Annotated in this window: 17 protein-coding genes; 7 read left to right on the forward strand and 10 right to left on the reverse strand. The window is 62.4% G+C overall.

The annotated features are described in order from the left end of the window. Nucleotides 1-51: 51 nt before the first annotated feature. From IB265_RS12135 to IB265_RS12170, 8 genes are all read right to left on the reverse strand, one after another. The gene (locus tag IB265_RS12135) at nucleotides 52-1,731 is read right to left on the reverse strand and encodes a formate--tetrahydrofolate ligase (RefSeq protein WP_057253044.1); all 1,680 of its coding nucleotides are present in this window, start codon (nucleotides 1,729-1,731) and stop codon (nucleotides 52-54) included. A gap of 171 nt (nucleotides 1,732-1,902) precedes the next feature. Next, complete coding sequence (locus IB265_RS12140) at nucleotides 1,903-3,126, reverse strand: DUF2333 family protein (protein ID WP_057253042.1); 1,224 nt, start codon at nucleotides 3,124-3,126, stop codon at nucleotides 1,903-1,905. A gap of 3 nt (nucleotides 3,127-3,129) precedes the next feature. After that, complete coding sequence (locus tag IB265_RS12145) at nucleotides 3,130-4,419, reverse strand: DUF6638 family protein (RefSeq protein WP_057253039.1); 1,290 nt, start codon at nucleotides 4,417-4,419, stop codon at nucleotides 3,130-3,132. 16 nt (nucleotides 4,420-4,435) lie between these two features. Beyond that, nucleotides 4,436-6,355, reverse strand: coding sequence for an AAA family ATPase (locus tag IB265_RS12150; protein ID WP_057253037.1), 1,920 nt, complete (start codon nucleotides 6,353-6,355; stop codon nucleotides 4,436-4,438). Between the two features lie 2 nt (nucleotides 6,356-6,357). Beyond that, entirely contained in the window at nucleotides 6,358-7,506 is a 1,149-nt protein-coding gene (locus tag IB265_RS12155) for a hypothetical protein (RefSeq protein ID WP_112946630.1), read from the reverse strand. 58 nt (nucleotides 7,507-7,564) lie between these two features. After that, nucleotides 7,565-8,653: a hypothetical protein gene (locus IB265_RS12160; protein WP_057253033.1), complete on the reverse strand. Its 1,089-nt coding sequence runs from the start codon at nucleotides 8,651-8,653 to the stop codon at nucleotides 7,565-7,567. A 166-nt stretch (nucleotides 8,654-8,819) separates the two neighbouring features. After that, entirely contained in the window at nucleotides 8,820-9,206 is a 387-nt protein-coding gene (locus IB265_RS12165; RefSeq protein ID WP_057254321.1) for a cytochrome c family protein, read from the reverse strand. Nucleotides 9,207-9,274: 68 nt separating this feature from the next. Beyond that, complete coding sequence (locus IB265_RS12170) at nucleotides 9,275-9,862, reverse strand: thymidine kinase (protein ID WP_058321163.1); 588 nt, start codon at nucleotides 9,860-9,862, stop codon at nucleotides 9,275-9,277. A 247-nt stretch (nucleotides 9,863-10,109) separates the two neighbouring features. Between IB265_RS12170 and IB265_RS12175 the strand changes: the two genes are divergently transcribed. From IB265_RS12175 to IB265_RS12200, 6 genes are all read left to right on the forward strand, one after another. Next, nucleotides 10,110-11,066, forward strand: a complete 957-nt coding sequence (locus IB265_RS12175) for a choline ABC transporter substrate-binding protein (RefSeq protein WP_057253031.1) — start codon at nucleotides 10,110-10,112, stop codon at nucleotides 11,064-11,066. Nucleotides 11,067-11,148: 82 nt separating this feature from the next. Continuing rightward, nucleotides 11,149-11,994 (forward strand): choline ABC transporter permease subunit, encoded by an 846-nt coding sequence (gene choW / locus IB265_RS12180; RefSeq protein WP_057253029.1) that lies wholly within the window; start codon nucleotides 11,149-11,151, stop codon nucleotides 11,992-11,994. After that, the gene (gene choV / locus IB265_RS12185) at nucleotides 11,991-13,040 is read left to right on the forward strand and encodes a choline ABC transporter ATP-binding protein (protein WP_057253027.1); all 1,050 of its coding nucleotides are present in this window, start codon (nucleotides 11,991-11,993) and stop codon (nucleotides 13,038-13,040) included. The genes choW and choV overlap by 4 nt, the downstream gene beginning before the upstream one ends. Nucleotides 13,041-13,234: 194 nt before the next feature. Next, nucleotides 13,235-13,978: a HugZ family protein gene (locus IB265_RS12190; RefSeq protein WP_057253025.1), complete on the forward strand. Its 744-nt coding sequence runs from the start codon at nucleotides 13,235-13,237 to the stop codon at nucleotides 13,976-13,978. Between the two features lie 119 nt (nucleotides 13,979-14,097). Further along, a complete protein-coding gene (locus tag IB265_RS12195) occupies nucleotides 14,098-14,442 on the forward strand; it encodes a helix-turn-helix transcriptional regulator (protein WP_057253023.1) in 345 nt (114 codons plus the stop codon). Nucleotides 14,443-14,618: 176 nt separating this feature from the next. Then, nucleotides 14,619-15,653, forward strand: a complete 1,035-nt coding sequence (locus IB265_RS12200) for a Gfo/Idh/MocA family protein (RefSeq protein ID WP_057253021.1) — start codon at nucleotides 14,619-14,621, stop codon at nucleotides 15,651-15,653. A gap of 38 nt (nucleotides 15,654-15,691) precedes the next feature. Here the strand turns inward: IB265_RS12200 and IB265_RS12205 are convergent, their stop codons facing one another. Together IB265_RS12205 and IB265_RS12210 are read right to left on the reverse strand one after the other, a co-directional pair. Next, nucleotides 15,692-16,780 (reverse strand): Gfo/Idh/MocA family protein, encoded by a 1,089-nt coding sequence (locus IB265_RS12205; RefSeq protein ID WP_057254317.1) that lies wholly within the window; start codon nucleotides 16,778-16,780, stop codon nucleotides 15,692-15,694. A gap of 162 nt (nucleotides 16,781-16,942) precedes the next feature. Beyond that, nucleotides 16,943-19,195 (reverse strand): glycoside hydrolase family 9 protein, encoded by a 2,253-nt coding sequence (locus tag IB265_RS12210; protein WP_156414706.1) that lies wholly within the window; start codon nucleotides 19,193-19,195, stop codon nucleotides 16,943-16,945. A gap of 275 nt (nucleotides 19,196-19,470) precedes the next feature. Here IB265_RS12210 and IB265_RS12215 point away from each other — a divergent pair, with 275 nt between their 5' ends. Next, the gene (locus IB265_RS12215; protein WP_057253017.1) at nucleotides 19,471-20,796 is read left to right on the forward strand and encodes an aspartate aminotransferase family protein; all 1,326 of its coding nucleotides are present in this window, start codon (nucleotides 19,471-19,473) and stop codon (nucleotides 20,794-20,796) included. The last annotated feature ends 86 nt before the right edge of the window (nucleotides 20,797-20,882 follow it).

Here is a 20,882-nt window from a genome sequence, read left to right on the forward strand (position 1 = left end):
GCGCATCCCGCCGGATGCGCGGCGTTGTTTCGATCAGGCCGGTCGGTCGCTCTAGAACAGCCCCTCGATGTAACCCTGCTCGTTCAGGAAGATCTTCTCCGACGACGGCACTTTGGGAAGGCCGGGCATGGTCATGATCTCGCCGGTGATGACCACGATAAAACCGGCGCCGGCCGCAAGCCGCACCTCGCGGATCGGCACCGCATGGCCACTCGGCGCGCCGCGCAGGTTCGGGTCGGTCGAGAAGGAATATTGCGTCTTGGCCATGCAGATCGGCAGGTGGCCATAGCCCTGGTTCTCCCAGGTGTGCAGTTGATCGCGCACCGACTTGTCGGCGATCACTTCGCTCGCATGATAGATGTCCTTGGCGATAGTTTCGATCTTGTGGAAGAGCGGCATGTCATCCGGATAGAGCGGCGAGAACTGCGAATGGCCGCCCTCGGCCAGATCCGCCACCTTGCGCGCCAGTTCTTCGATTCCCGCCGACCCCTCGGCCCAATGCCGGCAGAGCACGGCGTCGGCACCGAGTGTCGTCACATAGTCCTTGATCGCCTGAATCTCGGCCTCGGTGTCGGAGGTGAAGTGGTTGATCGCGACGATCGCGGGAACGCCGAACTTCTTGACGTTCTGCACATGCCGGCCAAGGTTGGCGCAGCCCTTGCGCAGGGCCTCCAGGTTTTCCTTGCCGAGATCGTCCTTCTTGACGCCGCCATTCATCTTGATCGCCCTGACGGTGGCGACGATCACCGCGGCATCGGGCTTCAGCCCCGCCTTGCGGCACTTGATGTCGAAGAATTTTTCCGCACCGAGATCGGCGCCGAAGCCGGCTTCGGTGACCACATAGTCGGCGAGCTTCAGCGCCGTCGTCGTGGCGATCACCGAATTGCAGCCATGGGCGATGTTGGCGAAGGGACCACCATGCACGAAGGCCGGATTGTTTTCCAATGTCTGCACCAGGTTCGGCTGCATCGCGTCCTTGAGCAGCACCGCCATCGCGCCATCGGCCTTGATGTCACGCGCAAACACCGGGCTCTTGTCGCGTCGGTTGCCGACGATGATATTGCCGAGGCGCTTCTCGAGATCCTTCAGATCGGTTGCCAGGCAGAGGATGGCCATGACCTCGGATGCAACGGTGATGTCGAAACCGGTCTCGCGCGGATAACCATTCGCGACACCACCGAGCGGCCCGACAATGCTGCGCAGTGCCCGGTCGTTCATGTCCATAACGCGACGCCAGGCGATGCGGCGGATGTCGACATTCTGCTCGTTGCCCCAGTAGATGTGATTGTCGAGCAGCGCCGCGAGCAGATTGTGCGCTGAAGTAATGGCGTGGAAATCGCCGGTGAAATGGAGGTTCATGTCCTCCATGGGCACCACCTGTGCGTAACCGCCGCCGGCGGCTCCGCCCTTGATGCCAAAGCAGGGGCCGAGCGACGCCTCGCGGATGCAGACGATCGCCTTCTTGCCGATGCGGTTGAGCCCGTCGCCGAGGCCGACTGTCGTCGTCGTCTTGCCTTCGCCGGCCGGCGTCGGATTGATCGCCGTCACCAGGATCAGGTGGCCGTTCTTCTTTTCGCGCTGGCGGGCGATGAAATCGGCACCGATCTTCGCCTTGTCGTGGCCGTAGGGTAGCAGATCTTCCGCTGGGATGCCGAGTGCCGCCCCTATCTCCAGGATCGGCTTTTTCTTCGCCGCACGCGCAATCTCGATATCGGACTTAACCTCGGTCATGACATGTCCCCTCCCCAGGGTCGTTTTTCGTCCACGCCTTTCAAGGCGCAGTTCGCGATGCCGGAGCGGGATGAGGAAACGTGTCTGCGGTTTTCGGCCCGCATCCCGCTTTAACTCAAGTAAGGTTTGCGGCAGCGCCCGGAAGTTCAGGCGCCACCTTGCCGTTCCGCCCTATCGGGCGAGGATATCGCGCATTTCGACGATGTTCGAGCGTACCCTCAGCGTATAGAAGCCCATCGTCGCCAGATGCGTCGGCATGATCCAGCCGGCCTCCTCGCCGTTGGAGATGATCAGCGGCTGGATGCGCAATGCGGCGCGCAGTTGCTTGATCGTCTCCGTCCAGATCGGCGTCAGGCCGCGCTGGGCAACGACGTTGTCGAAGTCGGCGCCGGCGGCCGACAGAATGCCGTAATAACCGTAGAGCTGGCCATAGGCGAACCAGAAGCGGTCGTCGGCGCGCGTGTCGAACCAGCCGCCATTGTGGTTTTCCGACCGTTCGCGAATGATCGCCGAGGTGTTGCCGAGATCGTTGGCAACACGGTCGAGGAATTCGACGAGGTTGTCGGAGCGGCCGTCGAAGATCGCTTCGCATTTGCCGAGCGAGATGTTGAAGGCCCTGAGGTCCTTCATCGCCGCCCGGTAGAAGCTCGGCGTCGGCGTCTTCGGGCCAAAGGGGTTCAGGCCGAAATACCAGGTCTCCTCATCGAACTGGATATTGCCGCGCGCACTCTGCAGGTCGCTGTTGATGCCGGACGTGCCGCGCACGCGACCAAGCGAATCGACCAGCTCGACCGAGGTGCGGCGCACCGCCTGGTTGATGCCGCGCTGGAACGACGCCTTGTTGTCGAGCCAGGGCGTGTCGTCCCAGTCAAGCCCGAAGAAACCGAGCTTGTAGAGCAGCATCGACGATATCCACGCATTCTCGTTGACATTGTAATCGATAAGGTCGGCGGCGACATCGACGATTGCCGAGGTCTGGCACACGGTACCGGCAGGCAATTGCACCACCGCCAGCGCCTCCGGTGTCGATTCGGTCTGCGGTGCAGCCGCCGCCGCAAGGTTGGTTGCCGCCGCACCGGTCGTCGATTGGCCGGTCGTCGCGCCCGGGCCGCTCTTCGGCGAGCCCGCCGGCACCTTGTGCTCGGCCAGCTTGTAACGCTCGACATAGTCAGGATCGAAGTTCGTCCAGGCCTGCGTCTGCCAGATGAAATAGCCGTAGAGGAAGATGAGGCCGAGCAGAACGATGCCGATTGGTCCTTTGATGATCCAGCTCCGCTGCCGATACCAGTTACCGGCCGCGACGAACGGCCAGAGCAGCCAGGCAACGGCGAGACCTATGCCGCGGCCGATCGCGGTAAAGACCCGCTGGAAAAACGCAACGATCGGATCGAACATGTCCTATTCCTCTCTGAGGCCGTAAAGCTTGTGGCGGAAGGCCGCCTTGTCCTTGAGATATGAACCCGTCAGCGTCGCCACAACATAGGCCTTGAAGCTTTCGCCATAGCGCTCGTAGGCGTCGTAGAAACCCTGCTTGTCGAAGACGAAGCGCGAGACGAAATCGCGGGGCACGAGCTGGGAAATCAGTCGGTTGACCAGCCACTGGTCGGGATGGGTGGGTGCTGCGCGCACCAGCATGAAGCGGTTCGCCGGCGCCACGTCCTGCATCTTGATCGTGCCGGTCGCGGCAACCATGCGGATCATCTCCTGCAGGAACGGATAGGCCCCGTCCCTCGCGACGACAGCCGCATTGCGGTGCATCCAGGTCTGCAGCCAGATCCGGTCGGCATTGGCGAGATCGGCCGTCGGGTCAATTTCGTCGATCAGCCCGCGCACGATCATGTCGGCCCGGTGCTGATAGAGCCCCGACTCCTCCACCCAGGACGCCTGTGGCAATTGCAGCCGCTTGGTCGAGGCGAGGAAGTCGTAGATCCGGGCATGATCGTTGATGGCGATATAGCTGACCTGCCATGGCCGCGAGCGGCGGAAGCCGGGGACCGAGGGGTCGCAGATCACGGTCGTCGTCTTGTCGTCGAGAAAGACATAGACGCCCCCGAAATGATTGGCCCAGAAGGCTTCGTGGCGGAAGACGAGCTGGTCCGGCACCAGCGCATTCTGGCGGATATCGCCGGTGAGCTTGGCAAGCTCGACCATGCGGTTCAGCATCTCGTCGTCGGCCCAGGCCGTCGGCACTTTCTTCAGCCGGTCGACGAGGCCCCTGAGTTCGGCGGCCTTGCCGAGCATGTCCTCGGCCGACAGCACCCGGAAACGCACCTCGTTGATCGACAGCAGGTCGTCGATGTCGTCGACGACCGAAACCGAATCCTCGATCTCGCCGTAGAGCGCGTCCTTGATCGTGATCGCATTGATCGCGCGGCCGTTGGCGTTGAAGAATTCGTGCATCAGCGCCGCCGTATTGGAGAAGCTCGTATGCACGACCGGCAGCTCCGCCTGATCCGGTGTCATGATGATGAACCGGCGGTTGACCCGGTTCGGATCGAGATAATCACGGTCACCCAGTTCGTCAGCGATTTCGGGCGAAAACCCGGTCATGTCGATGCTGAACGCCGTCAACGCCGTCGGGCGCAGGCCGAAGCCTTCGAGTGCCTTGTTGTAACGCGCGATCAGGTGCGGCTCGGAGACATCGAGCAGCCGTCCATAGATGAGCTCGGCTTCGAGCAAGCGTTTCATCGGTCAGCTCTTCCCATCATAACCCCTGCCACCGGCCGTCGCGCTTCATCGCCTCGATCTCGTGGATCGCCTTTTCGCGCTGACGCTCGCGACGGATGATGTCGGTGACGGCAGCATCGTCGGATTTGTCGGTGTAGCGGAATTCGCTGTCGGCGTAGCGGTTGATCTCCTGCAGCACCATCTCGATGGTGATCGGGCCGCGTAGCGCCTCGATCATCGTTTTCTTCTCGTCATAGCCCTTGTGCATGAACGAGCCGGCATCCCTGAACCAGTCATCCGGCAGCTCGACGTCCATGGCGCGCAGCTTGATCGCATCGGTGATGTTCTTGATCGCGCGGCCGGTAAAACGCGGCTCGGCCTCCTTGATCATGTGCAGATAGGCGCCGACATCGGCGAGCGAGGCGAGCGTGCCGCGTTCCTTCTGGTAACGCTCCCAGACGGCGATGAGGCCATCCTCCTTCGGCCGCGCGTGCTCGGCATAGGATTGCGACACGGCCCGCTTGATCTCCTGCCCCTCGAACAATTGGTGTTCGCCGAGCGGGATCTTGTGGTTCTTGCCGACGAGCAGCGCGAAGATGTCGATATAATCGTCTTCCGTCTGCGGCCCGTCGACCAGCCAGCGGGCGCCGGCGCGCTGGCGCAGCGCATCGTCGACATTCTCAGGGTAGTTGGAGAACATGCCGAAGGTGCAATTGCCGCGCACCACCGTCGAAGCACCGGCGAAGCTCTCCATCAGCACCGCCGTCACCTCATGCTGGCCGGCGGAAGCGCGATCGTCGGAGCGCTTCGCCGCCACCTGGTCGACATCGTCGATCGTGCCGAAGCCGATCGCGCGCGGGTTGATGACGTTGTTGACGAACTCCTTGCAGTTCTGGCCCGATTTGCCCTGATAGGAGGAGATCTGGTCAACGCCGAAATTCTCGTAATGGAAGGCGTAGCCGGCAATCTCGCAATATTCGTTGAGCATGCCGGCGAGCATCTGGATCAGGATCGTCTTGCCGGTGCCCGGCATGCCGTCGCCGATGAAGGTGAAGAGGAAGCCGCCAAGCTCGACGAAGGGGTTCATCTGCCGGTCGAAGTCATAGGCCATCAGCATCTTGGCAAGCTTCAACGCCTGGTACTTGGCAATGTGGTTGCCGATGATCTCCTCGGGCTTCTTGAAGGTCATCACCAGCGGCTTGCGCTTCTGGCCCGGTGCGACATCGAAGCCGTTCAGCGTGAAATCGTCCTGGTCGAGCCGGATATGCACGGTCTCGAAGCTCTGCAGTCCAGTGAACCGCGCCTTGCGCGCGATCAACCCCTCGACTGCCACGCGCGAAAAGGCGCGCGCCCGGGCGGTCAGCGCCAGATCGTCAGGCGCCCCGGCAATGCCGTGGTCGAGCGCCGAGATGAGGCTCTTCAATGCGTCCTGCGGCGTGTCGAACAGAAAGTCGGGCTCGACCGCATCGTCCACCGGCTCGCCCTCACCTGAAAGCGTCGAGCCGAGATAGGCGGCAAGCGTAAACGCGGCGACATAGGCAGACGCCGAAAGCAGCGCCTTGAACTGGTTGGCCTCATCTCCTCCGAGCGGCGATGTGGCGTTTTTCGCCTGCAGTTGCTCGAGGTTTGTCTGCCGCGCAAAGACGTCGGCCACGGCGAGCGCCACCTGAATACCGCGGCGTGTGCGATAAAGCACGGCGTGCTGGGCCGGCGACAACATCGGATCGCCTTGGCGCACTGACTGAATGGTCTTGGTCAGCTCGACTTCGCGTGTGCGCCGCTGGCCACCGGTCGAAACCGTCGAGACGAAGCGGCGGCCGGTGCCGGCAAGCGTCGTCCCGGCGGATGCATCCTCGCGCTCCAGAATGATGAGCTTCGTCACCAGCCCCTGCGCCACCGCCTGATGCTTGGCGATGTCGTCCTCGTGCAGCGTCGTCAGCCCCGTATTGAGTGTCATCGTCAAACCTCGCTTACGACCTGGTTGCCGGAAATGACGTGGACCTTGTAGTCGCCGAACACCTGTTCGGCCTCGCCGGCGGCATAGAGCGCCTGATAGGCGTCGTGCGGCACCAGCGCGTGCTTCTCGTAGGAGGAGACACCCATGCGCGCCGCTTCCAGATTGGCGGTATCGATGTGGAACTCCTCCTGCGCCGGCGTCGATGACCAGAAGCCGCGTTTGGCGGGCCTTTCGGCCTTGGAGAAGACCTCCTGCACGGTCCAGGTCAGAAGCCAGGCATTCTCGGTCTTTCGCACCTTGGAGAGGATGTCGTTGATGCGCGCATTGTTCTCGGTGATCCCGGCAGAATAGAACGGGCCGAGCACGATGCGGCGCAGCTGCTTCGGATGGAGCTCGTCAAAATCCTTGTCGAGATTGGTCGCGATCGTCACCGGGGTCAGCGAATAGCTGCTGTTCTTGGAGGCGAAATCGTCGAAGCGGCTGGCGAGATCTGGATTGAGCAAACCACCAACCGGCAACGGGATCTCGACCTGCGGATTGAGCTTGCCGTCCTCGGTCACCAGCATCTCGACGATCTTCTCGGAGGAATCCTCGATCGTCGCCATGTAGACCATCGGCAGGGTATTGGCGCCGTCGAAGGCGCCCCAGCTCACGATGTAATAGGGACGCATCGTCTTGGAATTGACGGCGACGCGGATGGTCTCCGGCAAGATAAAGGGCGAGAAGATCTCACCCTTGCCGATCTGCTCCAGATAGAGCCGCTCGGCCATGCGCGTCTGCAACGCCTCGGGAAAGGCCTTCTGACGGAGGATGAAATCGACCATCTCGTCCCTCAGCGCATCGGCCGTGGGAATGTCGGCGAGGCGCTTTGCCGCCGTCTGGCGATCGTTCTCCAGTTCCAGCACGTTCTGGAACACCGGAAAACCGCTTTCGGCGCGCGAGATCCGGAACTGATCGACGAAGCCGATGCGGTTCTCCCAGCAGTCGATCGACGCCTTCAACCGGCCGAGATAGGGGACGATCACTTCGCCGACGACGGTGTTGCGATAGAGCGGCGAGTTGCGGTCGCCGAGAAAGAGCTCGAGCCCGGCGAGTGCGGCGTGGATCGACGCGAAATATTGTGCGACAGCGGATGAAGCCGCGACTTTCATGCAAATCCCCGTGGCGCGTGCCAGACGGCAAACTCGGTTCCGATCATTCGCCTGCCGATCACTGCTTCACGTAGTTGGCAGTGTTGTGCTTGTCCATGACAGCCTGGAAGCGACGGGCAAAGGCGTCGTCCGCCAGCTTCTTGCGGCGCTGGATATCCTGCGTCGAAAGCATGTTCTTTTCATGCATTTCGAGGAGATCGCCGATATGGCGCTGCGCAGCGGCACCGATGCCGGCCATCGTCTCTTCGGCGGCGGTGTCGACCTGGCTGCCGAGCGTGTTGATCTTGTGGGCGACATCCTGCTGGGCAGCCGTCTTCAAGGAGTCTTCCAGCGCCTTGTAGAGCACGATGCGCTGTTCGGTATCGATCGTCAGCTTGTTGATCAGCGTGTTCTGCGCGGCGATCTGGTTGTTGAGCGAATCGACGAAGGTCTGGAACATCGCGGTGTAGCGTTCGAGCGTCTGGCTCTCGGCGAGCAGCTCCTGTTCCTTGGCCTGCTTCTCGTTGTATTCGGTGGCAAGCGCCGAGCGTTCGCCTTCGAGCTCGGTGCGGACCTTCTGCTCCGTGGAGGCGGCAATGCGGTTTTCGATGTCGAGCAGCAGGGGGTTCAGTTCCTCGATGCGCTTCTGCACCTCTTCGAGGTTCGCCATCGTACCCTTGCGGCGCTCGATCACCTGGATCAAGCTCTGCTCCGAGGTCTTGTAGCGCTGGTCGAGGATCGACTTCTGCTCCTTGAGAATGCCGACGATCATGTCGGATTTCGACAGCAGCTCCTGCAGGTTGCCGGCAAGCGACATGTTACGCACGCGGTCGGTGCGCATGCGCTGCATCTTCTGCTTGGAGAAGATGCCGATGAACTTCTCATAGCCGGTATAGTTCTTCATGCTCTCGAATTCGGAGCCGAAGACATTGGTCGCATCTTCAAGGCCGATGATCAGGTCGGCAATGTTGGCTTCCATCACCTTCTGCTGGTTGATCACATCCTGGATGCGGGCGTTCTCGATGTCGAAGTTGACGTCGCCGAGCTTGGTCTCGGCCTTGGCGAATTGCTCCAGCACGACACCGGATTGCTCGAGCTTGCCGCGCATCTGTTCGACGACGCCTTTCGTCTTCTCGATCTCCGCGTCAAAATTCTGAAGAGTCGCCATGTCCTGCCCCTCGATCCATCGTGGCGCGATCCGCCAGCCCAGCCGAATTATTCAGCCTTCGATTGCAGTTATATAAAGGGTGTTTATGGAAAGAGAACAAGCCTTCCGCAGCGGCTTTTTTCGATCAAGCGTTGCAGCGAAGTGCTTGAGATATCGAAGGCATTGCCTATTTGGCGGCCGGCGGCGCCTTGAGATAGGCGATCACGTCGGCAATGTCCTGAGGTTTCTTGAGACCGGGAAAAGTCATCTTGGTGCCGCCGACCATCGCCTTGGGGCTCAAGAGATATTCGCTCAGCGTCGCCTCGTCCCAAACGTGCCCCTCGGCGCCGAAGGTCTTCATCGCCTCGGAATAGTTGTAGTCGGCAACCGACGCCACCGGCCGGCCGACCACGCCCATCAGGCTCGGGCCGACGCGATTGACCGGCTCGCTGGCGGTGTGACAGGCCGCGCACTTGCGGAACACCGCGGCACCCGCCGTCGCGTCGCCGCCGGCGTGGGCAGCCGGAGCTGCGACACCAAGACAGAGGAAAAGACTGGAAAGCAGGCGCCGCATCGAAAACCTCTTGCTGACAGGACCCGACGAGAATGGCAAGGCGGCCGCAAGCGGCCAGTCGGTCGCACTCACTCGCAACGCATCAGGTCGTCCCAATGGCGCCGGCAATAGGAGACGTATTTCTCGTTGCCGCCGACATCGACCTGGGCACCCTCGCGCACCACCTTGCCCGTACCATCGAGACGCACGACCATCGTCGCCTTGCGGCCGCAATGGCAGATGGTGCGCACCTCGCGCAACTCGTCGGCGAGCGCCAGCAGCGCCATCGAGCCCGGAAACAACTTGCCCTGAAAATCCGTACGTAGGCCATAGGCCATGACCGGAATGCCGATCCGGTCGGCGACGCGCGCGAGTTGCCAGACCTGCGCCTCGTTGAGGAACTGCGCCTCGTCGACGAAGACGCAGGCGATCTCGCCGGCACCATCGGAATGAAGCGTTTCGATCAGCGTATAGATGTCGTCATCGCCATGGAACGGAATGGCGTCGGAGGCAAGACCGATGCGCGAGGAGATGCGGCCTACCCCTGCCCGGTCGTCATGCGCAGCGATCAGCATCACCACACGCATGCCGCGCTCCTGGTAGTTGTAGGAGGCCTGCAACAGCATCGTGCTCTTGCCCGCGTTCATCGTCGCATAGCTGAAATAGAGTTTGGCCATCTTCACCGCGTCCGGTTTCCGTCTCCCGGGTAATGACGAGCCTTGTCCCGGAAGGCCAGAGCGTGTTTGCGGCACCCACAGTTTTTCGCCGGACTAGACCATTTCGTGGACAATGCGACATTCAGCGTCGCATCGTGCACCCCCTCAGCATATTGACGCAATACACTTCCTTCGACATCAAAGCGCTTGAATTCGCTATCCAATGGTGTTTGGCTAAAACAATAATAGAGGCAGGGGAACGACAACGATGAAAAAACGACTCTCTCTCAAACTGATGCTGGCGGGCGCCGTTTCGGTCGTCGCCCTCGCCGCTGGACAGGCTGCAGCTGCCGAGCCGGAAAGCTGTGGTACCGTCCGTTTCTCCGACGTCGGTTGGACGGACATCACTGCAACCACCGCGACCGTTTCCACCGTCCTCAAGGGCCTCGGCTACCAGACCGACATCAAGGTTCTCTCGGTTCCGGTCACCTACACCTCGCTCAAGAACAAGGACATCGACGTCTTCCTCGGCAACTGGATGCCGACCCAGGAAAACGACGTTCGCCCCTATCTCGACGACAAGTCGGTCGAATCCTTCGGGCCGAACCTGGTCGGCGCCAAGTACACGCTGGCGACCAACGCCAAGGGCGCTGAGCTCGGCATCAAGGATTTCAAGGATATCGCCACCAAGAAGGACGCGCTTGAAGGCAAGATCTACGGCATCGAGCCCGGCAATGACGGCAACCGCCTGATCATCGACATGGTCGACAAGGACACCTTCGGCCTCAAGGGCTTCGAGGTGGTCGAATCCTCCGAACAGGGCATGCTGGCGCAGGTGTCCCGCGCCGAAAAGGATGGCTCGCCGATCGTCTTCCTCGGATGGGAACCGCATCCGATGAACGCCAACTTCAAGCTGACCTATCTTTCGGGCGGCGACGACATCTTCGGCGCCAACTTTGGCGGCGCGGAAGTCTTCACCAACGTGCGCGCCGGCTACACCACCGAGTGCCCGAACGTCGGCAAGCTGCTCACCAACCTCAAGTTCTCGCTCCAGATGGAAAACGAGATCATGGGCAAGATCCTGAACGACGGGCAGGAGCCGGACAAGGCTGCCGAGGAATGGCTGAAGGCCAATCCGACGGTCGTCGATCCGTGGCTTGCCGGTGTGACCGCCAAGGACGGCGGCGATGGCCTGGCCGCGGTCAAGGCCGCTCTTGGCCTCTGATCGGCATCGAGGCGGGGAAAAACCCCGCCTTTTTTCACCGCGTCATGCGCTCCTTTTGACCTGACGAGACGGATTTACCTTCGTGGAATATCTGACCGATAACCGCATCCCCATTGGCGGCTGGGCCAAGGCATTCGTCGACTGGCTGACGACGAATTTCGAGCTGTTCTTCGACCAGCTCGCTCGCTTCCTCTCCGGCGTTGTCGCCGTGCTGCTCTGGATTCTCCAGACCCCGCACCCGCTGATCGTCGTTGCCGTAATCACGGCGGCTGCCTGGTGGTTCCGTCGCTCGATCGGCGTAACGCTGTTCACCGGCCTTGGCCTGCTGCTGATCATCAACCAGGGCTACTGGAAGGAAACGACGGAAACGTTGGCTCTGGTGCTCGCCGCCAGCTTCGTCAGCATGGCCGTCGGCGTTCCGCTCGGCATTGCCGCTGCCCGTCGCGCCTGGATCTATGCCATCATGCGGCCGATCCTCGACCTGATGCAGACGATCCCGACCTTCGTTTACCTGATCCCTGCGCTGATCCTCTTCGGTCTCGGCATGGTTCCCGGCCTTATCGCCACCGTGATCTTCGCGATCCCTGCGCCGATCCGCCTGACCCGCCTCGGCATCATCTCGACGCCGCCGTCGCTGGTCGAGGCCGCCCAGGCCTTCGGCGCAACGCCCGGCCAGGTGCTGCGCAAGGTGGAACTGCCCTTCGCCATGCCTCAGATCATGGCCGGCCTCACCCAGACGATCATGCTGTCGCTGTCGATGGTGGTTATCGCCGCCCTCGTCGGCGCCAACGGCCTTGGCGTTCCGGTCTTGCGAGCCCTGAACTCGGTGAATGTCGCCAAGGGCTTCGAAGCCGGCCTCTGCATCGTCATCCTGGCGATCATCCTCGACCGCCTTTTCCGCTCGTCCGACGAAGGAGAAGGCGCATGACCACCGCCGTCGTATTCAAGAACGTCGATATCATCTTCGGCAACAACCCGCAGATCGCGCTGCAGATGGTCGACCAGGGCAAGACCCGCGACGAGATCGGTGCCGAAACCGGCCTCGTGCTCGGCGTCGCAGGCGCCTCGCTCGAAATCACCGAGGGCGAGATCCTGGTGCTGATGGGGCTTTCGGGCTCCGGCAAGTCGACGCTGCTTCGCGCCGTCAACGGCCTTGCGCCGGTGGTGCGCGGCGACGTCGAGGTGAAGACCTCGAACGGGCCGCTCAATCCCTACCGGACCAATGCGAAATCGCTGCGCGACTTTCGCATGCACACGGTCTCGATGGTGTTCCAGCAGTTTGCTCTGCTACCCTGGCGCACAGTTGCCGACAATGTCGGCTTCGGCCTCGAGCTTGCCGGCATGCCGGACGCCGAGCGCAAGGCGCGTGTCGGCGAACAGCTCGACCTCGTCAACCTGACGAAATGGGCGGGGCGCAAGGTCAATGAGCTTTCGGGCGGCATGCAGCAGCGCGTCGGCCTCGCCCGCGCCTTTGCCACCGGCGCACCGATCCTGTTGATGGACGAGCCGTTCTCGGCCCTCGACCCGCTGATCCGCACCCGACTGCAGGACGAACTGCTCGAGTTCCAGCGGCGGCTGAAGAAGACCATCATCTTCGTCAGCCACGACCTCGACGAGGCGTTCCGCATCGGCAACCGCATCGCCATCATGGAAGGCGGACGCATCATCCAGTGCGGCACGCCGCAGGATATCGTCAAGAATCCGGCCAACCAGTATGTCGCGGATTTCGTTCAGCACATGAACCCGATCACCATGCTGATGGCGAAGGACGTGATGCAGACCGGCGTCCAGCGCGGCGCGACCGTTGCCGGCGTGACCGCCACCGCCAAGCCGACGACACCGCTCGTCGATATTCTCGACGCCATGTCCCGCCAGCCGGGCAGCATCGGGGTTGTCGACAACGGCTCCGTCGTGGGCACCATCGATGCCCAGGATATCGTTCAAGGATTGACGCGCCACCGCAACAAAAGTTGACGAAGCCGCTCAGCAAGCCAATAAAAGCCCGGAGCACCGCTCCGGGCTTTTTCGTCATTGCATGTTTCCTTAAATCCTAGCCGATTTCAGGATAAAAACATGCGGTCATTCAAAGTGCTACAGCGACCTTTGCGCGTCTGATAAGACGCGCGGCGCTGTAGGCGATGATAGCATGGCAGGAAAGGTTCAAAGACATGAGCGACAAGCCGAGCGTATTGCGCGACACCGATGACGAGGCCCGCACCCTCGCCCGCACGCTTCTGCGCGGCGCGCGCAGCGCTTCGCTCGCGGCGATCGAACCCGAGAGCGGCGGCTTTCCCTTCGTTAGCCGCGTTCTTGTCGGCATGGATGTCGACGGCGTACCCGTCATCCTGATCTCGAAGCTGTCCACCCACACCCAGGCGCTGCTCGCCGATATCAGGGCCTCGTTGCTGACCGGCGAGCCCGGCAAGGGCGATCCGCTCGCCCATCCCCGCCTCACGGTGCAATGCACGGCCGAACAGGTCGCTCGCGACAGTGAAACCCATGTGCGCATCCGCGAGCGATTCGTTCGCCGTCACCCCAAGTCGAAACTCTACGTCGATTTCCCCGATTTCGGCTTCTTCCGGCTGAAGCCCTTGCGCGCCAGCCTCAACGGCGGTTTCGGTCGCGCCTATGTGTTGACCGCGGAAGATCTGCTGATCGACACACCCGCCATCGCCTCGCTCGCCGCCAAGGAAGCGAGCGCAATCGAGCACATGAACACGGATCATTCGGACGCCGTGCAGCACTATGCGGTCAAGCTCTGCAATGCGCCGGAAGGCAATTGGAAGATCGTCGGGATCGACGCCGCCGGCCTCGATCTTGCAGATGGCGATCGGCTGAAACGCCTTGAATTCCCGGCACCTATCGAAGACAGTTCCAATTTACGGGCAATTTTGCGTGAACTTTACGGTTAATCGCGGGATAGCTACCCCCATTTCTTGCAGTGGGTGGTTGCCCTTTTATGCATCACGACTAATTATCATGCTTCGTCAACCATAATTACGCGTGATGTACTTTTCGCATGGAGCACGCAATGCAGCCACTTTCGCCTGAAAAACACGATGAAGCCGAGGTAGCAGCCGGTTTCCTCTCGGCCATGGCAAACCCTAAGCGCCTTCTCATCCTCGATTCCCTCGTCAAGGAAGAGATGGCAGTCGGCGCATTGGCCAACAAGGTTGGGCTGAGCCAGTCGGCTCTCTCCCAGCATCTTTCGAAGCTCCGTGCCCAGAATCTCGTCAGCACCCGCCGCGATGCGCAGACGATCTATTATTCGAGCTCATCCGACGCAGTGATGCGGATTCTAGGCACGCTCAACCAAATCTACGGCGACGAACCGATCGTCACCGCAGAAAAAACTCCGGTCCGCAAGTCGGCCTGATATTCGGTTCGCTCTGCGAACCCGTCGAACAGCCCCACACGAGAAATCGCGCGGGGCTTATTCTTTTCAGCAGGGCGCCACCACATCCGGCTTCTCCACGGACGTTTACCGAGCCTTGAGACTTCGGCGGCACCATGCGCCGCAGCAGGGTCGGCCGGAGCAACGGACACAAGGGAATGCGTGACAAGGTCCGTTGGGGTATTGCCGGAACCGGCACAATCGCAAACAGTTTTGCATCGGATTTCCGCTTCGCGGGTAACGCGACGCTTGTCGCGGTCTCATCCCGCAGCGCTTCGAACGCCGCGGCTTTCGCCACACGCTTCGGCGGAATCCGCAGCTCTCACGATATCGGCGCGCTCGCCGCCGCCCCCGACATCGACGCGGTCTACATCGCCTCGCCCAATGCGCTCCATCGCGACCATGCCGCCCTCTTCCTCGCGGCCGGCAAGGCGGTGCTGGTCGAGAAGCCGCTGACGACATCGGTCGCCGACGCGCGCGCCCTTGAAGACGCAGCCGCCATCAGCGGCACCTTCGCGATGGAAGCGCTGTGGACCTGCTTCCTGCCGGCAATCGCCGAGGTTCGCGCACGCCTGCGTGCAGAGAGGCTCGGAACCATCCGCCATGTCCGGGCGGAACTTGCCTATGAGAAACCGTTCGACGCGAACAGCCGCTTCTTCGATCCGGCCCTGGGCGGCGGTTCCCTGCTCGATCTCGGCATCTATCCGATCGCACTTTGCCTGAACCTCTTCGGCCAGCCGAAGTCCATTGGCGGCACTTGGAGAAGCGCGCCCACCGGCGTCGATGTCTCGGCAGACGCCAGGCTGGCCTATGACGGCTTCGATGCTGACCTGAGGTGCGGTTTCGATCGAAACGGCCACAATCGCTTCGTCATCGACGGCGATCGCGGTACGCTCGTCATCGACGCGCCGTTCCTGAAGGCAAGCCGCCTGTTCGTCGCCACCAGCGCCCCGGCACGCAACCTGCTGACATCGACGGGGGAAGCGTTTTTCAGGGCTGCGCGGCGGATCCCCCTGCCCGGTCTCAAACGCTTCGACCATGCGTTTCCCGGCAACGGCCTGCAATTCGAGATCGAGGCCGCCAGCGCGGCCATCCTGGACGGCCGGCGCGAGCATGCGCTGATGCCGCTTTCACGCAGTATCGAAGCTCTGGAAATTATCGAGACGATCCGCGCCAAGGCACCCGTGGCCTGAACGCCTACCCTTACGCGGGCAGCGCCTTCGGAAAACGCCTAGAGATCGAGCGGACGATAGTCCCGCGCGCCGCTGTTGAGCGCGAGCACGACCTCGGTCAGATGCCGCGCCGTCGCACCGGAGAAGAATGGCGTTTCGCCCTGCGCAATCGCATCCGCCTGGACTGCGATCCCCCGCACGAAATCGATCTGCGACGGAAAGGCCGGAAGCGCCGGCGCTGACGATGTCTTGGGGTAGCGCACCCTCATACCGGGGTAGAGCCGGATGGGCAGCTTGCGCCCCATCTTCCATTCCAGCCAGTCGAGACCGCGATGCATCAACGAGCGCTTGGCGCCGACCGCTTCGACATGAACGGGCGAGCGATTGTCCCAGAGATCCCGCACCACGATCGTGCCCTTGTCGCCGATAACAGTCAGCGACCGGTCGCGCGGTGCCGCCAGGCCGCAGGTGACGCGCGCCGTCACGCCCGAGCGGAACTTCAGGCAACCCACCGAGAAATCAGGGCCGAGCGTCAGCGTCTCGGTTCCCGGGCCTTTGTCCGGAAAGGTCAGGGCCGAAATGGCGCTGACCTCGGCGACCGGCCCGAAGAGCGAGACGAGCCAGCTTGCGGCGTAGCCCGCGTGCTCGAGCGTGCAGCCAACCTCGAACTCGTGCACGCCCGGCCAGCGGGCGCCCGAGCGGCTGCGCCAAGCGCGCCAGTTCGCCTTGAAGACCGGCCCATCCTCCATCTCGGCATAGACCAGACGTGGCGTGCCGATGGTCCCAGCCGCAAGCAGGCTCGCACAGAGCGCCTGCGCATCGCTAAGGCCATTGGCCGGCGCGCCGGCAAGCACCAGAGCACGCTCGCGGGCAAGCGCGACCAGTTCGCTCGCCTCCTCCACGGTCATCGCCAGCGGCTTCTCGCAATAGACGTGCTTGCCGGCGGTGAGAGCGGCGCGGTTGACCGCGTAATGGCTTTCCGGCGTCGTCAGATTGACGACGATCGAGACGGTAGGATCGGCGAGCACCGCATCCAGCGAGGCATAGGGCGAAACCTTCCAGTAGCGCGCAAAGGCGTCGAGACGCACCGCGTCGCGATCCCAGACGCCGACAAGCCGGAGCTGCGGATGATTGGCAAGCGTCGTCATGTAATAGTCGGCGACGAAGCCGGTTCCGACAAAGGCTATTCCGGTCACGCTTTCAGTCTCCTAGCGCAATTCCAGGAAAAGTGTGAAACGGTTTTCCGTCCGGAATTGCGTAATTTCAAACAGTTAGAGTATTTCACTGTTTCAATGAAATAGTGAAATACTCTAGCGCGCATCGGCAAGGAACGAGGCAACATAGGCGAGCGGCGCATTCCAGTTGATGGCGATTTCATTGGATCCATAGGCTTCGATGTCGTCGGCATAACACGTCTGCGGCGCACATCCCTTCAGGTGTTGCCGTGCGACGTCATCGACGAAGGTGGAATTCGGACCGCCGGCGAGAGAGCCAACCGGCGGGTTCGGCAGTTGCGGGTCCCGCTGGTGCGCATACCAGCGACTGTGCTGGTTCCTGGGCGCGCGGGTGCCATAGCCTGTGACGTAGGACAGTGCCATGGCATTGCGGCCGAGAATGTAATCCATGCCCTCGCGCGCACCATCGAGAAAGCTCTTCTCGCCGGAGAGATCGAAAGCGGCCGACAACACGATGATGTTCTGCAGCATCAGCTGGTTCGATCCCCAGTCGTAGCGTCTGCCCTCGGGTCGGTAGACGAGCCCGAAGGGCTCTGCTTGCTGCACCGACAGGAAATGCCGCGCTGCCGCAAGCACCGCGTTTCGGATCAGTTCACGCTCGTCGTCCGGCAAGCCCGTACCATAGAGGGCCAGTTGCAGTCGCGCGAAGCCTGCGACGTTGCGCCAATCGAAGGCGCCGGCGGGAGACAGCGTATCCGCCGCCCAAAGCGGCGACGCCCGCAGCACATCGAGATAGGGCTCGTCACCGGTCGTCAGATAGAGCTCGGTCGCCGCCCAGAAGAGCTCGTCCGAAATGCTGTCATCGTCGTAGTCGCCACCACCGGCAAGTCCGTCCGATTTTGGCGCAAGGAGTGCGGGATTGGCGTTGGCCGCCACCCACGCCTTGCGCGCAGCCGCGAGCAGCCGTGCCGAGAACGTCGGATTCTGATCGGCGAAAAGCCGGGCGCCCTGAGCCGCGACGGCTGCGACATCGAGCGTTGCGGCAGTCGACGGGCGGTAAAGCGCCCGCGGCTGCGGATCGTCGCTCGGCAGCATCGGCGGCGCGGTCCAGGTGGTGTCGTGGACCTTGTGGTGCACCATGCCGGCGAGCGGCTCGCCATCCGGAACCATCATGCGCAACAGGAACTCGAGCTCCCACCGCGCCTCGTCGAGAATGTCGGGCATGCCGTTGCCGTTTTCGGGAATGCGAGAGAGACCGTCGCGCGTCACCGGCGAAGCCGCGAAATAGACATGCCCGCGCTCGTAGGCGGCAAGCAGTTGCGCTGCGGACAGGGCGCCGGTCACCGCGTATTTGCCGTGGTCGCCTGCGTCGTACCAGCCGCCGGAAACGTCCAGCCGATAGGAACAGGACCAGCCGCCGTAAAGCACCTCGGCCTGCTTGCTGTCGAGGCATGAGACTGCCGTATCGCCCTGGTTCGGCGCCACGCCGACATGGCCCGCGGACCGGGCGTAGGCCTTGCCGGCAATCGCTGCCTTGATCTCGATGCCGCTACGCTGCGGATAGAACCAGGAAAGCGCATCGACGCGCAGACGGTTATAGAGATTGTCGCCGATCGAGAAGCGGTCACTCGCCCAATCGCCGGACACGAGACGATAGCCATCGCCAGCCGTTGCGAAGGATGAGAAATCCGCGACCTGCGTTTCGACGCCCGCCATCGGATCGAAACCGCTTGGTTGCGTCTTGCCCTTGCCGACGACCTTGTCCTTGGCGTCGAGCAGCTGGAAATCGATGGGGCGCTTCACATCGGCAATGAAGGTCGCGCGCTTCGGACCGCCGGTGAAGTAACCGAGCTGGTTGACGCGAATGGCAGGCCCCTCGGTCGCGCGCTTCGCCGCCTGTGACACGGCGCCGGTCGCGACCAGCGATACATCATCAAGACAGATGCGACCGGCCTCCGCACCCCCGAGCGGCAGCACCAGTTGCGCCTCATCCGGTTCGGTTGCCTCAAACTCCACGGAGAACGGACTGCCGCCCGGCGACCCCACCGTCGTAAACTCGGCAACGGCGGTCCAGGGATCTGCGGCCCGCTGCACCCTGACAGCGATCGCCCGCGCCGGCTTGGCGGCAATCCTCAGCGACAGGCGATAGATGCGCCCGGGCACCAGCGTCAATCCATTGACGCCGACGATCTGGCTCCAGACTTCTCCACCGCCCTGGACCTCCACGCAGAGCAGCCCACCCTCCCGCTGGAGGGTCAACCCGTCGCTCGCCCAGAACGTGTCCTGCCCCTTTTCAAAGCGACCGTCGGCGATCAGTCCGGCAGCGACTGCCGGAGCTGGCAGGAAGAGCGCCGCAATTGCCGCGTGTACTATCCCGAACCTCGACACGTCCCAGCTCCCGATTGGTCAGGCCGGGCCGCGGGGGGCGCATACCCATTCACGGGCGGCCATGGGCCCGGCAAGGCATGGCAACGCAGCGTTGCCGCAAACAAGTTAAGCTAGAGAAAATTTCCAGTCAGAAGACAAAAATTCGCCACCCCAAAGGCTCTCTGTGCGGGGCTTCCGAGGCTTGACGCGTCCCGGGGCGCTGATAGTTTGACCAAAGGGTAAAAAATTCAGGCGGCGGACGCCGCCTGACGAAGAACAGACCGAGGAGAACTGCAATGTCGAACCGTCTCAACACCCCGAACGATCTGCGCGCCTTCTGGATGCCGTTCACCGCGAACCGGCAGTTCAAGAAGGAACCGCGCCTGTTCGTCGGCGCCAAGGACATGCACTACACGACCCATGACGGTCGGACGGTTCTGGACGGAACGGCAGGTCTGTGGTGCGTCAACGCGGGCCATTGTCGCCCGAAGATCACCGAGGCGATCCGCGAGCAGGCGGGCGAGCTCGACTATGCGCCGGCCTTCCAGCTCGGCCACCCCAAGGCCTTCGAGCTCGCAAATCGCCTGGTGGATATCGCGCCCGAAGGCATGAACCATGTTCTCTATACCAACTCCGGTTCGGAATCGGTCGATACGGCGCTGAAGGTCGCGCTCGCCTACCACCGCGCCAAGGGCGACGGCTCGCGCTTCCGCCTGATCGGCCGCGAGCGCGGCTATCACGGCGTCAACTTCGGCGGCATCTCGGTCGGCGGCATCGTCTCCAACCGCAAGATGTTCGGCACGCTTCTGACCGGCGTCGACCACATGCCGCACACGCACCTGCCGGCGCAGAACGCCTTTACCCGCGGCGAACCGGAACATGGCGGCGATCTCGCGACCGAGCTCGAACGCATCGTCACGCTGCACGACGCCTCGACCATCGCCGCCGTCATCGTCGAACCGGTGGCCGGCTCCACCGGCGTGCTGATCCCGCCGAAGGGCTACCTGCAGAAACTCCGCGACATCTGCACCAAACACGGCATCCTGTTGATCTTCGATGAAGTCATCACCGGGTTCGGCCGCCTCGGCACGCCGTTTGCCGCGCAGTATTTCGACGTCAAGCCCGACATCATCACCACGGCCAAGGGCCTCACCAACGGCGTCATCCCGATGGGCGCCGTCTTCGTCACCTCCGAGATCCATGATGCCTTCATGAATGGCCCGGAGCACATGATCGAGTTCTTCCACGGCTACACCTATTCCGGCAACCCGATCGCCTGCGCCGCCGCGCTTGGCACGCTCGACACCTACAAGGAAGAAGGCCTGCTCACCCGCGCCGCCGAACTCGCCCCTTACTGGGAAGAGGGCCTGCACTCGCTGAAGGACTGCCCGAATGTCATCGACATCCGCAATCTCGGCCTGATCGGCGCGATCGAACTGCAGCCGATCGCCGGCGAACCAACCAAGCGCGCCTTCTCGGCTTTCCTCAAGGCCTATGAGAGCGGCCTCTTGATCCGCACCACCGGCGACATCATCGCCCTGTCGCCGCCGCTGATCATCACCAAGGCGCAGATCGACGAACTCTTCGGCAAGCTGCGCGCCGTTCTCAACAGCAACATCTGAGCAGGCTGACCGCCAACGATCTTGACCCTTTCCCCGGCGACGGGGGAAGGGTTACTCTTATCTGCCACATCGAACCTGGGCGCGAT

The sequence above is a fragment of the Ensifer sp. ENS10 genome, from assembly GCF_014852025.1.
Classification (GTDB): domain Bacteria; phylum Pseudomonadota; class Alphaproteobacteria; order Rhizobiales; family Rhizobiaceae; genus Ensifer.

What these genes read in the sequence shown, in the direction of transcription:
- IB265_RS12135 (WP_057253044.1), bottom strand. Translation starts at nt 1,731, where the DNA reads ATGACCGAGGTTAAGTCCGATATCGAGATTGCGCGTGCGGCGAAGAAA.
- IB265_RS12140 (WP_057253042.1), bottom strand. Translation starts at nt 3,126, where the DNA reads ATGTTCGATCCGATCGTTGCGTTTTTCCAGCGGGTCTTTACCGCGATC.
- IB265_RS12145 (WP_057253039.1), bottom strand. Translation starts at nt 4,419, where the DNA reads ATGAAACGCTTGCTCGAAGCCGAGCTCATCTATGGACGGCTGCTCGAT.
- IB265_RS12150 (WP_057253037.1), bottom strand. Translation starts at nt 6,355, where the DNA reads ATGACACTCAATACGGGGCTGACGACGCTGCACGAGGACGACATCGCC.
- IB265_RS12155 (WP_112946630.1), bottom strand. Translation starts at nt 7,506, where the DNA reads ATGAAAGTCGCGGCTTCATCCGCTGTCGCACAATATTTCGCGTCGATC.
- IB265_RS12160 (WP_057253033.1), bottom strand. Translation starts at nt 8,653, where the DNA reads ATGGCGACTCTTCAGAATTTTGACGCGGAGATCGAGAAGACGAAAGGC.
- IB265_RS12165 (WP_057254321.1), bottom strand. Translation starts at nt 9,206, where the DNA reads ATGCGGCGCCTGCTTTCCAGTCTTTTCCTCTGTCTTGGTGTCGCAGCT.
- IB265_RS12170 (WP_058321163.1), bottom strand. Translation starts at nt 9,862, where the DNA reads ATGGCCAAACTCTATTTCAGCTATGCGACGATGAACGCGGGCAAGAGC.
- IB265_RS12175 (WP_057253031.1), top strand. Translation starts at nt 10,110, where the DNA reads ATGAAAAAACGACTCTCTCTCAAACTGATGCTGGCGGGCGCCGTTTCG.
- choV (WP_057253027.1), top strand. Translation starts at nt 11,991, where the DNA reads ATGACCACCGCCGTCGTATTCAAGAACGTCGATATCATCTTCGGCAAC.
- IB265_RS12190 (WP_057253025.1), top strand. Translation starts at nt 13,235, where the DNA reads ATGAGCGACAAGCCGAGCGTATTGCGCGACACCGATGACGAGGCCCGC.
- IB265_RS12195 (WP_057253023.1), top strand. Translation starts at nt 14,098, where the DNA reads ATGCAGCCACTTTCGCCTGAAAAACACGATGAAGCCGAGGTAGCAGCC.
- IB265_RS12200 (WP_057253021.1), top strand. Translation starts at nt 14,619, where the DNA reads ATGCGTGACAAGGTCCGTTGGGGTATTGCCGGAACCGGCACAATCGCA.
- IB265_RS12205 (WP_057254317.1), bottom strand. Translation starts at nt 16,780, where the DNA reads ATGACGACGCTTGCCAATCATCCGCAGCTCCGGCTTGTCGGCGTCTGG.
- IB265_RS12215 (WP_057253017.1), top strand. Translation starts at nt 19,471, where the DNA reads ATGTCGAACCGTCTCAACACCCCGAACGATCTGCGCGCCTTCTGGATG.